The sequence below is a fragment of the Pseudomonas sp. HT11 genome (assembly GCF_044875395.1).
GTDB lineage: Bacteria > Pseudomonadota > Gammaproteobacteria > Pseudomonadales > Pseudomonadaceae > Aquipseudomonas.
Genome location: NZ_CP173217.1, coordinates 1,664,566 through 1,676,404 on the forward strand (window position 1 = coordinate 1,664,566; position 11,839 = coordinate 1,676,404).

At 62.1% G+C, this 11,839-nt stretch carries 15 protein-coding genes; 9 read left to right on the forward strand and 6 right to left on the reverse strand.

Features of this window, described 5'->3' with window-relative positions; translation table 11 throughout:
- The first annotated feature begins 236 nt into the window (after positions 1 to 236).
- From ABWL43_RS07540 to ABWL43_RS07560, 5 genes are all read left to right on the forward strand, one after another.
- Positions 237 to 1,607, forward strand: coding sequence for a glutamine synthetase family protein (locus ABWL43_RS07540; RefSeq protein ID WP_404487356.1), 1,371 nt, complete (start codon positions 237 to 239; stop codon positions 1,605 to 1,607).
- Between the two features lie 216 nt (positions 1,608 to 1,823).
- Positions 1,824 to 2,423, forward strand: a complete 600-nt coding sequence (locus ABWL43_RS07545) for a class I SAM-dependent methyltransferase (protein WP_404487357.1) — start codon at positions 1,824 to 1,826, stop codon at positions 2,421 to 2,423.
- Positions 2,424 to 2,545: 122 nt separating this feature from the next.
- Positions 2,546 to 3,679 (forward strand): ribonuclease D, encoded by a 1,134-nt coding sequence (rnd, locus tag ABWL43_RS07550; protein ID WP_404487358.1) that lies wholly within the window; start codon positions 2,546 to 2,548, stop codon positions 3,677 to 3,679.
- Positions 3,676 to 3,969: a YcgL domain-containing protein gene (locus ABWL43_RS07555; protein WP_056857316.1), complete on the forward strand. Its 294-nt coding sequence runs from the start codon at positions 3,676 to 3,678 to the stop codon at positions 3,967 to 3,969. The genes rnd and ABWL43_RS07555 overlap by 4 nt, the downstream gene beginning before the upstream one ends.
- A gap of 107 nt (positions 3,970 to 4,076) precedes the next feature.
- Positions 4,077 to 5,009: a D-2-hydroxyacid dehydrogenase gene (locus ABWL43_RS07560; protein WP_242194002.1), complete on the forward strand. Its 933-nt coding sequence runs from the start codon at positions 4,077 to 4,079 to the stop codon at positions 5,007 to 5,009.
- Between the two features lie 45 nt (positions 5,010 to 5,054).
- Here the strand turns inward: ABWL43_RS07560 and ABWL43_RS07565 are convergent, their stop codons facing one another.
- The gene (locus tag ABWL43_RS07565; RefSeq protein ID WP_404487359.1) at positions 5,055 to 5,639 is read right to left on the reverse strand and encodes a nitroreductase family protein; all 585 of its coding nucleotides are present in this window, start codon (positions 5,637 to 5,639) and stop codon (positions 5,055 to 5,057) included.
- A 153-nt stretch (positions 5,640 to 5,792) separates the two neighbouring features.
- Between ABWL43_RS07565 and ABWL43_RS07570 the strand changes: the two genes are divergently transcribed.
- Together ABWL43_RS07570 and ABWL43_RS07575 are read left to right on the forward strand one after the other, a co-directional pair.
- On the forward strand, positions 5,793 to 6,242 hold the full coding sequence (locus tag ABWL43_RS07570; RefSeq protein ID WP_106576966.1) for a YcgN family cysteine cluster protein: 450 nt from the start codon (positions 5,793 to 5,795) through the stop codon (positions 6,240 to 6,242).
- Between the two features lie 13 nt (positions 6,243 to 6,255).
- The gene (locus ABWL43_RS07575; protein ID WP_404487360.1) at positions 6,256 to 7,476 is read left to right on the forward strand and encodes a hypothetical protein; all 1,221 of its coding nucleotides are present in this window, start codon (positions 6,256 to 6,258) and stop codon (positions 7,474 to 7,476) included.
- A 144-nt stretch (positions 7,477 to 7,620) separates the two neighbouring features.
- Here the strand turns inward: ABWL43_RS07575 and ABWL43_RS07580 are convergent, their stop codons facing one another.
- The 3 genes from ABWL43_RS07580 to ABWL43_RS07590 all read right to left on the reverse strand — a co-directional run bounded on the left by ABWL43_RS07580 (position 7,621) and on the right by ABWL43_RS07590 (position 9,080).
- Positions 7,621 to 7,971 carry a DUF2892 domain-containing protein gene (locus ABWL43_RS07580; protein ID WP_145162989.1) on the reverse strand — a complete coding sequence of 117 codons (351 nt, stop codon included), beginning with the start codon at positions 7,969 to 7,971 and terminating at the stop codon, positions 7,621 to 7,623.
- Between the two features lie 67 nt (positions 7,972 to 8,038).
- Entirely contained in the window at positions 8,039 to 8,506 is a 468-nt protein-coding gene (locus tag ABWL43_RS07585) for an RNA methyltransferase (RefSeq protein ID WP_003189607.1), read from the reverse strand.
- A gap of 199 nt (positions 8,507 to 8,705) precedes the next feature.
- Entirely contained in the window at positions 8,706 to 9,080 is a 375-nt protein-coding gene (locus ABWL43_RS07590) for a YajD family HNH nuclease (protein ID WP_003210675.1), read from the reverse strand.
- Positions 9,081 to 9,231: 151 nt separating this feature from the next.
- On the opposite strand from ABWL43_RS07590, the gene ABWL43_RS07595 reads away from it, so the two are divergent.
- Positions 9,232 to 10,152 (forward strand): ParB/Srx family N-terminal domain-containing protein, encoded by a 921-nt coding sequence (locus ABWL43_RS07595; protein ID WP_404487361.1) that lies wholly within the window; start codon positions 9,232 to 9,234, stop codon positions 10,150 to 10,152.
- 126 nt (positions 10,153 to 10,278) lie between these two features.
- On the opposite strand, the gene ABWL43_RS07600 is transcribed toward ABWL43_RS07595, so the two are convergent.
- Entirely contained in the window at positions 10,279 to 10,965 is a 687-nt protein-coding gene (locus ABWL43_RS07600) for a spermidine synthase (RefSeq protein ID WP_404487362.1), read from the reverse strand.
- A 78-nt stretch (positions 10,966 to 11,043) separates the two neighbouring features.
- Between ABWL43_RS07600 and ABWL43_RS07605 the strand changes: the two genes are divergently transcribed.
- The gene (locus ABWL43_RS07605; protein ID WP_404487363.1) at positions 11,044 to 11,328 is read left to right on the forward strand and encodes a hypothetical protein; all 285 of its coding nucleotides are present in this window, start codon (positions 11,044 to 11,046) and stop codon (positions 11,326 to 11,328) included.
- Here the strand turns inward: ABWL43_RS07605 and ABWL43_RS07610 are convergent.
- Positions 11,325 to 11,798, reverse strand: coding sequence for a cyclic nucleotide-binding domain-containing protein (locus ABWL43_RS07610; protein WP_404487364.1), 474 nt, complete (start codon positions 11,796 to 11,798; stop codon positions 11,325 to 11,327). The genes ABWL43_RS07605 and ABWL43_RS07610 overlap by 4 nt on opposite strands.
- Positions 11,799 to 11,839: the final 41 nt, after the last annotated feature.

Consider the following 11,839-nt stretch of genomic DNA (forward strand, 5'->3'; position numbering starts at 1 on the left):
ATCCCGCATGGACGGTTCCCCCGACACTCATCCCGCGACATTGCCTGGCGCTTTAGTGCCCAGCTGTACCGCGGTTGTCGAGGCCCTTCCTTCCGAGCTGGCCTTCTGGGCCTTGTTCCACTGCCGACACGCACGCCCACCGGATACCGCTCTCCTACGTTGACCTCTCTCATAGACCCAGCGCCCCTGCGCGCGGTGCCTATGTTCCTGCCTGACGCAAACGTATGAGACTTGCCATGAGTGATTTCGCCTGCCTGCACGAAGCCCGATCTTTCCTTGAACAGCACCCGGACATCGAGATGTTCGAGCTGTTTATCCTCGACAACAACGGCGTGCCGCGCGGCAAATGGCTGCACCGCGATGAGCTGCTGGCGGTGTACGAAAGTGGCCGGCCGTTGCCCAGCACCATCCTCGGCCTGACGATTAATGGCGACGACGTGGAAAACTCCGGGCTGGTGTGGGAGGTCGGGGATATCGACTGCCGAGCCTACCCGATCAGCGCGAGCTTGCAGCGCATGCCGTGGCGCCTGATTCCCACGGCCGCCGTGCAAGTGAGCATGCACCCCACCGAGGGCATGCCCGCCACCGTGGCCGATCCGCGGCATTTGCTCGCCAAGGTCATCGACGGGCTGAAAGCCGACGGTTACTACCCGGTGATGGCGGCGGAGCTGGAGTTTTACCTGCTCGACCAGAAACCCGACAGCAACGGCCGCCCACAACCGGCGCGGGATGTGGACGGCAATCGCCCGCGCTCGACCCAGGTGTACGGCCTGCGCGAGCTGGAGCAGATCGAACCGTTCCTCGCCGACCTTTATAGTGCGTGCAAACTGCAAGGCATCCCGGCGCGCACGGCAATCTCCGAATACGCCCCGGGCCAGGTCGAAATCACCCTGGAACATCGCGCCGATGCTTTGCAGGCCATGGACGAAGCCGTGCGCTACAAGCGCTTGGTCAAGGGCGTGGCGCATAAACACGGGATGACCGCCTGCTTCATGGCCAAGCCGTTCGACGACCTCGCGGGCACCGGCATGCACATGCACGTCAGCCTGGCGGATGCCCACGGCAATAACCTGTTCGCCAGTGAGGCTGCCGACGGCACGCCGCTGCTGCGTCAGGCCGTGGGTGGCATGCTCAGCACCTTGCTCGATTCGTTGCTGATGTTCTGCCCCAACGCCAACTCCTATCGCCGCTTCCAGACCAACAGCTACGCACCGCTGGCCGCCACCTGGGGCGTGGACAACCGCACCGTGAGCCTGCGTGTGCCCGGCGGGCCGGCCAATTCCCGACACATCGAGCACCGCATCTGCGGAGCCGACGCCAACCCTTACCTGGCGGCCGCCGCAATCCTGGCGGGTATCCATCGCGGTGTCCGCGAGCAACGCGATCCCGGCGCCACGGTGGAAGGCAATGGCTATGCGCAAGCCAAACAATTGCTGCCCACCGACTGGCTCACCACCTTGCGTGCGCTTGAAGGGTCAAGCTGGGCGCGGGATGCGTTCGGCAGTGAGTTCCTGGGTGTGTACCTGGCGGTGAAGCGTGCCGAATATCGCCAGTTTATGGGCGAGGTAGGCGAGCAAGACTGGCGCTGGTATCTGCACCAGGCGTAATCCACTGTGGGAGCCGGGCTTGCCCGCGACAGCGGTGTGTCAGCCAGTGATGGGTTGCCTGACCCACCGCCATCGTAGCCTCGCTGAAGCTCGACAACTCCCACAATGGATCTTGGGTGTTTGGTGGCCGTGACGGCTTCGACCTTTTTTTCACGTTGCAGTGGGTAAGCTGCGGTTCAAGGTCGTTCACTACCGTTCCACACACATGAGCCCGTGATGCCGTCACAACCACCTTCCGCCATCGAAATTGAATTCACCGAGCGCTGTGACCGTGAGCATGCCAGGGTCTGCGGCGACACACGCCCGCCGCGCCTGCGCCAGCGCGTGGCGGCGTGGCGCGATGAGCGGTTGGTGCGCCAGGCATTGAAAGTGGCCGGCGAGCCGGGGCTGATCCTCGACCTGGCCTGTGGTTCCGGCCGGTTCTGGCCGGTGTTGGCAGAACACATCAACCGCGTGATTCTGGCCTCTGACAATTCCCAGGCCATGCTCGACCATGCGCGCACTCATCACCCGGCAGCACTGCTCAAGCGCATCAAAACATTCCAGGGGTCGGCGTTTTCCATCGGCTTGTCGGCCAATGCGGTGGACTGCATTTTCTGCATGGAACTGTTTCGCCATGTGCCCAGCAGTGAAGGGCGTTTGGCGCTGCTGCGCGAGTTCCATCGGGTCAGCCGCGACACCGTGATCGTTTCCGTGAACGCACACACACCTGTAGAGGGCGAGTTTCGCCAGGCCGGTTTCAAAATACTCAACCATCAGGAATTCCTGCCGGGCTCCAAGCTGTGGCGGGTTTACGTACTGCGTAAGAGAAGCTAACTCCCGTCCGTCGGACTATTCTTCCTGTCTTGTCGGAGTTTTCATGAAGGCGTGTGCACTGCGGATGCTCGCAAGCGTCTTTCGCGATATATACTGCGCGCCATTCTTCAAGGGAGAGCCGTGTGGCCATCGATATTCACTGGATCTGCGACAACGATAGCCTCGGCCAGCATTGCGCCGAATGGCAGCAGTTGCCATTCGTCGCCCTCGACACCGAATTCATGCGGGTCGATACCTTTTATCCCATTGCCGGGCTGATCCAGATCGGCGATGGCGTACGCGCTTACCTGATCGACCCTCTGACCATCGACAATTGGCAACCCTTGGCCGCCTTGCTGGAAAACCCGGCGGTGATCAAGGTGGTGCACGCCTGCAGCGAAGACCTGGAAGTGTTGCTGCGCCTGACCGGCAGCCTGCCGGTGCCGTTGTTCGACACCCAATTGGCGGCGGCTTACCTGAACCTCGGTTTCTCCATGGGCTATTCGCGCCTGGTGCAGGCCGTGCTGGATATCGATTTGCCCAAGGGCGAAACGCGCTCGGACTGGCTGCAGCGGCCGTTGTCCGAGACCCAAGTGAGCTACGCCGCCGAAGACGCGGTGCACTTGGCCGAGGTCTACATCCGCCTGCGTCCGCAGCTCTCAGACGACAAATACGCCTGGGTGCTGGAAGACGGCGCCGAGTTGGTGGCCAACCTGCGCCGCGAAGTCGACCCGTACGAGGTGTACCGCGACGCCAAGCTGGCGTGGAAGCTGTCCCGCGCCCAGCTCGCCGTGCTGCGTGAACTGTGCGCCTGGCGCGAGCAGCAGGCCCGTGCCCGCGACCTGCCGCGCAACCGCATCATCCGCGAACACTCGTTGTGGCCCTTGGCCAAATCCCAGCCGGACAACCTTGCCGCGCTGGGCAAAATCGAAGACATGCACCCGCGCACCGTACGTCAGGACGGCCAGTTTCTGCTGGACCTGATCAAGCGCGCTGGCAGCGTGCCCATGGACCAATGGCCGCCGGCGGTTGCCGAGCCGCTGCCGGTGGACGCCGCCACGCTGATCAAGCATCTGCGGGCCTTGGGCCAGGCCGAAGCCGAACGCCTGAACATGGCGCCGGAACTGATGCTGCGCAAGAAAACCCTCGAAGCCCTGGTCAAAAGTGGCTACCCCGATGGGCCTTATAAATTGCCAGACTCGCTGCGTGGCTGGCGCCGCGAGTTGATGGGCCAGGCGCTGCTCGACAGCCTGGCCACTGCCGGAGAACAGCCTTGAAACGTATTTGCTCCATCTACCGCAGCTTGAAAAAAGACGGGATGTACCTCTACGTGCTCAAAAGCGACGCGTTGGAGCGTGTGCCGGAACCGTTGATGGCGGCCTTCGGCAAGGCCCATCTTGCGTTCGAGATGATCCTGACGCCGGAGCGCAAGCTGTCCCGCGAGGACATCACCGTGGTCCTGGAAAACCTCGACAAGCAGGGTTATCACCTGCAAATGCCACCGGCCGAGGATGAGTACATCGAACACTTGCCCGAAGAGCTGTTGCGCCGCAACGACCCGATGTGATCGGTCAGTGCCCGAACCCGGGCACCTTCTTCAATGCAAACGTATTCGTTGGCGGTGGCCGTAAGGATGCGGGCGGCCGTCTGCAGTGTTTTTGAAAGGTTTGAACCATGCGTGTTCTGATTGCTGAACAGGATTACCCGCTCTACGCCAAGCTGCTGAGCGAAGCGGCACCGGACCTTGAGGTGCTGACCAGCGGCGACTCGGCCGAACTGTCGCGCCTGGCCGCCGATTGCCCGGTATGGCTTGGCCAGCCGGATCTGCTCGCCACCCTGTTGCGCCAGGGCCACCAGCCGCAATGGCTGCAATCGACCTGGGCGGGCATCACGCCGCTGCTGGCCGATGGCTTGCCACGCGACTATCGCCTGACCCGTGCGGTAGGCATTTTTGGCCAGGTCATGGCCGAGTTTGTGCTCACCTACATGCTCGGCCACGAGCGCGAAGTGCTCGCGCGCCTGGTCAGCCAGGTTGAGCGCAAGTGGGACAACCGCATGGGCCAGAGCCTGGCCGGGCGCAAGGTGTTGATCGTCGGCACCGGCGATATCGGCCAGAGCGTTGCCGATTTTCTGCTGCCGTTTGGCGTCAAGCTCTACGGCATCGCCAGCACCGCGCGTGAGCAGGCGCCGTTTATCGAAGTGGCCGGGCTGGATCAACTGGGCCGTCTGGTGGGCGAGGTGGATTACGTGATCAACCTGCTGCCCAACACGCCAAACACGCATGATTTGTACGATGCGGCGTTGTTCAAGCAATTCAAGCCGACCGGCTTGTTTATCAACGTTGGTCGCGGCGTGGCCGTGGTTGATGCTGACCTTGTCGAGGCGCTGAAAGAAGGGCACCTGGCCGGCGCGGTGATCGACGTGTGCCGCCAGGAACCACTGCCGCAACGCCATCCGTTCTGGACCGCGTGGGGGCTGCTGCTGACCGGGCACAGCTCGGCGCCAACCTCGCCGGGGATGATGGTGGAGTTGTTTGTGCAGAACCTGCGGGCGTATCAAGCCAAGCAAGCGTTACGCGCAGAAGTGAGCTTCGAACGCGGTTACTGATGTGGGAGCGGGCAAGCTCGCTCCCACAGGGGATATCAGCAAGGCTTACAGGCTGAAGTCGCCTTCGGACACCAGCTCGCTCAACGGCTTGCGTGGGCTGGGCGCTTCACGGCCCTGCAGGTACTCCGGCAGGCTCGACTTGTCGCCCAGCTTGCCCACGGCCACCGCCGCGTGCAGCGCGTAGCCTTCAGGAATCTTCAGTTCTTTGCGGGTCAATTCCTGATCGAAACCGGCCATGCCGTGGGTGTGCCAGCCGCTCAGGCTGGCTTGCAACGCCAGGTGGCCCCAGGCCGAACCGGTGTCGAAGGTGTGCCACAGCGCCGGGGTTTCTTCGCTGGCGCCGGGGGCGGTGAAGTCGGTTTTTGACGCGATGATCACCAAGGCCGACGCATGCTGCGCCCAGGCACGGTTGAATTCATTCAGCAGGCCCAGGAAGCGTTCCCAATCCGGCGTGTCGCGGCGCGCGTAGAGAAAACGCCAAGGTTGCGAGTTGTAGGCCGATGGCGCCCAGCGCGCGGCCTCGAAAAAGCTCAGCAGGGTGTCTTTCGGGATGCTCTCGCCGGTAAAGGCGCGAGGCGACCAGCGTTCGGTAAATTGGGTGTGGATCGGATAGTCGGCAACGCGTGTCATGGGCAGTTCCTGAGGGTCGATTCGGCGTTCAAAGCTACTGCGCGCCCACTGCACTGACAAGTGTTGTTACACCGCCAGTCGCAAGCGCTTGGCCCCAGAGGCCTTGGGCACTAGACTGGCGGCCTTTTCACCGACCGATACTGATGTAGAGCCATGGCCGCTAAAGTCGAACCTTTCTGGATACGCAAAACCCTTGAACACCTCGACCAGGAGGAGTGGGAGTCGTTGTGCGACGGCTGTGGCCTGTGCTGTCTGCAAAAGCTTGAGGACGAGGAGGACAACAGCGTTTATTACACGCGCATTGCCTGCAAACTGCTCGACCTGAACACCTGCCAGTGCACCGATTACCCCAACCGCCGCGCTTCGGTGCCCGACTGCATCCAGCTCACGCCGGGCCAGGCCGACCAGTTCAAGTGGCTGCCGCCAACCTGCGGCTATCGCCTGGTCAGCGAGCGCAAGGACCTGCCGCTGTGGCACCACCTGGTCTGCGGCGACCGCGATGCAGTGCACCACGAACGCATATCCCAGTCCGGTCGCATGCTCGCCGAAGGCAGCGTGCCCGAAGACGACTGGGAGGATTACCTGATCTTCCGCGCAGGCTGAAAAAGGAGTGTGTATGACGGTGGCAACCAAGCTGGCGGCCTCTTTTGTGTTGCTGGCGCTGAGCCTGCCCGCGTGGTGCGCGAAGAAAGTCGACCTCGACTATCACGTCAAACTGCTGCCCCAGAGTGATCAAGCCGAGGTGCGTGTGAGCCTGTCCCATGGCTCGGCGGTGCGCAGCCTGAACTTCGACCTGGGCCGCGACGGTGATTACAGCGACTTCAAGGCCGATGGCCAGTGGACGGTCACCGGCAACCGGGGCCTGTGGCAACCCAGCGCCGACAAGGCCAGCCTGAGCTACCGGGTACGCCTGACCCACGCGCGCAAACCTGGCGTGTATGAAGCGCGGATGACGCCGAGTTGGGCGTTGTTCCGAGGCGAAGACCTGGTGCCGGCTGCACGGCTCGACCAGCAGGACGGCGTCGAGCTGGTCTCGCGCCTGGCGTTCGAGTTGCCGGCAGGCTGGAAAAGCGTCGAAACCGCCTGGCCGCGCATCGGCAAGTACAAATTCCGCATCGACAACGTTTCCCGCCTGTTCGATCGGCCTACTGGCTGGATGCTCGCCGGCACCCTCGGCAGCCGTCGTGTGCGCCTGGGCGAAACCGAGGTTACCGTGGCCTCGCCCAAAGGCCAGGCCATGCGCCGCATGGACGTGCTGACGCTGCTGACCTTCGTCTGGCCTCAAGTGGAGGCCGCGTTTCCGCGTCACCCGGCCAAGCTGCTGGTGGTGGGCGCCAGCGACCCGATGCGCCGTGGCGTGTTTGCGTCGCGCGACTCGGTCTACCTCAACAGCCGCACCCCGCTGGTCAGCGAGAACGGCAGCAGCGCGTTGATCCGTGAGGTGGTGCAGGCGATCGGGCGCTTCAATGATCACGACACCAGTGACTGGATCAGCGAAGGGCTTGGCGAGTATTACGCCATCGAGCTGCTGCGCCGCGCGGGCGGGATCACCGATGAGCGGTATGCCGCGATTCAGGCGCGCTTGAGCAAAGAGGGCAAGGACGTGACCACGTTGCGTGGTGAGCACGTCAACGGCGCGACCGTCGCGCGGGCGGTGGTGGTGTTGCAGGAGCTGGACCGCGAGATTCGCGTGAAGACCCACAACAAGCGCTCGCTGGATGACCTTGCGCAGGCGGTGATGCGCGCGAACAGCATTACGACGGCGGAGTTTGTGCAGTTGGCCGACAGTGTGATCGGCGAGTCGTCGGTGGTGTTGGATAGCAAATTATTGCGCTGAGCTTAGGCCATACACAAAGCCAAAATGTGGGAGCGGGCTTGCTCGCGAATACGGTGTGTCAGCCAAATACTTGGCGACTGATTCACCGCTTTCGCGGGCAAGCCCGCTCCCACAATTAGCTCTCCAATAGGTTGGAGAGGGGCGTCAGCCGGTGGTTTTGGTGGCTTTTTCGGCCGCCACTTCGGCTTTAGTCTTCAGGTTTTTCAGCTCTTCGCCCGCGCGCTCGATTTTGGTACGCACGCTGTTCATTTCCTGGCGGCCCTGTTCCAGCTTGTCTTTGAGCGAGCTGCGCCCGGTCACGCCGCGCACCAGCGCCACGCCACCAATCGCCACCTGGATGAGCCCGAAGATCCCGCCACGGCGCAGGCCTTTGCCAACCATCATCACGCCACCGGCCACCGAGCCAATGCGTTCCCAGCCGTGCACGTTTTGAGGCGGTTGGGTTTCAAGTGGCGTGTGTTCGATGATAGGTCGCAGGATTTTGCTGTCGCTCATGATCTGTCTCCAACAAGGCAAGTGATATGTAGCTGACTGCTTGCAGGCGCCGGATGTTCCCAAAAAATCAGTACTTGGGGCCCGAGCGGGTGTTGTTGCCCTTGGCCAGGCGATCGTAGAGCACCACGTTGACAGTGGCGGCGAGGTTCATGCAGCCGGTGGTCGGGATGTACACCACGTCTTCACACCAGTCGCGAATCTCCTTGTCCAGCGAGCCGTCTTCGGGGCCGAAGATGTACAACGCGCGATCAGGATGGGTGTATTCGGGCAGCGGGCGGGCGCCTTCGACCAGCTCCACGGCGACCGGGATGCAACCCAGCGGCAGGATCTTTTTCAGGTCGTCGATGCCGATCAGCGGAATGTCGTGATGGACCTTCTTGGTGTCGGTGATGAAATCCCGGGCGCGCTCGTAACGCACGCCGGTGTAGAACACCGAGGCCACGCCGTAGCAGCCGGCGGCACGCATCACCGAACCGACGTTTTCGGGGGATTTGGGGTTATACAGACCGATGCAGCTGTAGCGTTTATTGCCCACGGGGAAGGGTGCCTTGGAGAAAAACGGCGATTATACGGGGAATGCTCGGGCTGCGGTCGGTCGCCAATTGTGTGTCGCTACAGCTGCCGCCTTCGCGAGCAAGCCCGCTCCCACATTCGACCGCATTTCAAAGCATGAACGCGGACAAATGTGGGAGCGGGCTTGCCCGCGAAGAGGCCGTAACAGGCAACGACGAACCTCAGTCGTCTTTTTTCATCAACCCGGCCAACGCCGCAAACGGGTTGTGCGTGGCCTTGGCAATCGTCGGGCTGCTGGTGGAGCCTTCGCCGAAGTACTGCTGGTCGGTGTAGCGCGAGTGTTCGTTATCGTGGCAATACAGGCACAGCAACTCCCAGTTGGAACCGTCCTGGGGGTTGTCATCATGGTTGTGGTTGCGGTGGTGCACGGTCAGTTCGCTCAAGCGCTTGCCGGCAAATTCACGCGCGCAGCGGCCACACACGTGCGGGTACATCTTCAAGGCTTTGTCGCGATAGCCCATTTCCCGGTCACGCTGGGCATCGGCGAGGATGCGGTCCAGCTTGGCGGTGTGGGAGGGCGGGTTGGTCGAGCTCATCATGGCTCCTGGCTATTTGGGGGTTCACGGATAGGGTTGATTCTAGCCGCTTGCGGGGTAAATGACTGCTGGCTTTTTCAGCTGCGGTACAGCCTTGCAGTGGCAATCGTTTGTAGTATCGGCTCACTTCATTCTCAAGGATCTGACACCAATGCGTTTATACACATGGACCGCAGCACTGCTACTCAGCGTCCTGGCGGCCCACGCCCAGGCATTCTCCACGCCCAAGCCTGGCCAGATCATCGAGGTGGCCCTTGAACAATTGCACCCGACCCAGGCGGTCGTGGGCTTTGACCAGATTTACTACAGCCTGGGCCTGTTTGCCGACAAGCCGGCCAAGGTCTTCGACGAATACTGCGAAACCAACGGCCAGGGCGCGGCCGACAAAGTGCCCAAAAAGGCCGACCTGCACCAACCCGCCAGCTTCAGTTGCAAGGACCCGGTGGGCACGCATCCCGATGACATGAAAACCGTCGTGGTCGGCCCTGGTGGCCAGTTGTACCTGACCGACGGTCACCACAGCTTCACCACCTTGTGGGAAGTCCAAGGCGGCGGCCCGCAGCTGAACATGTGGGTCAAGGTGACCGATGATTTCAGCAACAGCCCCGACATGGCCACCTTCTGGCAGCGTATGGAAGCAGCGCGCAAGGTCTGGCTCAAGGGCGATCACGGCCAATCGCTGTCACCGCAGCAACTGCCGGCGCACCTGGGCTTCAAGAACCTGCAGGACGACACCTTCCGCAGCCTGGTGTATTTCACCCGCAAGGCCGCCTACGGCAAGCCGGACGATGGCGCCGTCGCGCCGGAGTTCCTGGAGTTTTACTGGGGCAATTGGCTGCGCACGCGGATCGACCTGGGTGCTTTCAACCTGAACAAGAAGGGCGGTTACAAGGACGCGATTGAAGCCGTCGCCCAGCGCATGGTCGGCTTGGCGCCGAGTTCACAGGTAGGCGATAGCGGCTTCACGGCCCATCAGTTGGGCGGCATGACCTCGTTGGATCAAGCCGAGTTGAAGAAGACTGTCGAGAAAAAAGTGCCGTATGTGATCGATTACCGCAAATCCCGAAGTTAACCCCGATCAAAATGTGGGAGCTGGCTTGCCTGCGATAGCGGTATCTCAGTCAACAGGTGTATCGACTGATGCGGCGCAATCGCAGGCAAGCTAGCTCCCACAGGGGATTTAGGGTGCCTGCGGAATTCAGCCCTTGAGTTTTTCGGCGATCCAGATGGTGTGCCGGGTGCCTTTGTTGCCATGGGCAAACACCTGCACTTCCTCAGCCTTGAAACCCGCCTTGCGCAGCTTGTCGCTGAACAGCTTGTCGGCACTGGCCGACCACACGGCCAGTACGCCCTTGGGGCGCAGGGCTTTGGCGCAGGCAGCCAGGCCACCGACCGAGTAGAGCCAGCTGTTGGCCTTTTGCGTAAGGCCTTCGGGGCCGTTGTCGACATCCAGCATGATCGCGTCAAAGCCTTGAGGCTCGGCCTGCAGCACCTTGGCCACGTCTTCCATGCGGATCACGGTGCGTGGGTCGAGCAGCGGGCGACCGGATTTTTCACCCAGGGGCCCACGGTTCCACTCCACGACGCCGGGCACCAATTCGGCGACCACCACTTCGGCCGTCTTGCCCAGATGTTTGAGCGCCGACGCCAGGGTAAAGCCCATGCCCAGCCCGCCGATCAACACCCGCGAACCCGGGCGCCCGGCGACTTTGCGGCAGGGAATTTCCGCCAGCGCGTCTTCGGAGCCGTGCATGCGCGTGTTCATCAGCTGGCCGCCATCACCGCCCTGGATCTTGATGACAAAATCCTCGCCGTATTCGAACAGGCACAAGGCACCGCCGTTATCGGGGATCGGGGTGGTGTCGAGCAGAACGAAACGTTTCATTGAAATCTCATTGGGAAGGGCATTCTTGCGCGGTTGGGAGTAGCCTTACGACATTCCGGTCAGGCCATGGAGCCATCGATGAAGTGCAGCATTCTAACGGTCATTGTGCTTGGCGCGCTCACATTGGGTACGGCCCAGGCTCAGGAGGTGCAAACCGTTCCGGTCGCACCTGCGCCAACGCCCGGTGCACCGGGTACACCGACACCGACGTTGTACCCGCAAGTCACACCGCCGGTGGCGCCCAAAGCCACCGCCAACGGCTCACCCGCGCTGGTGCCGATTGTGTTGCCAACGCCGCCCAAGGACCAGAGCGTGCCTGGCCTGCTGCAAAATGACAGCAAGCCGAAGACGCCCGGCGGTTAAAACGGTTGCGAGAGCAATTGCCCGTCGGCCATGCGCAGGCGTTTGGACAAGGCGATCGCAATCGCGCGGATGATCTTGGCCGCGATCCTGGGCGCTTCGTTGAGCATTTTTTCCAGGGAATCCTTGCCCAGGTTCAGCAGCACGCAATCACTGGCCGCCAGGCAACTGGCAGAGCGCCGCTCGCCATCGAGCACCGCCATTTCGCCAAACGCCCGCCCACTGCGCAGGGTGGCGATGGTCAGGCGCTGGCCTTCATGGTTGGTTTTCTGCACGGCCACCTGGCCGCTGTGGATGATGCACATGAACGAGCCGGCATCGCCCTCAACGAAGATCACTTCGCCCTGGGCAATGCTGCTGATGTTGAAGTAGCCGGCGGCGACGTGAAAATCTTCCGGCAGCAAAGGGTCGAACAGCCCGCAGTCCATGAGCATGTCGCGGATTTCATTGTTCAATAAAGTTGGTTGAGGCATAGCTGCAATCTTGGTCCATCAATCAAGTAGGCGGTCTGTGT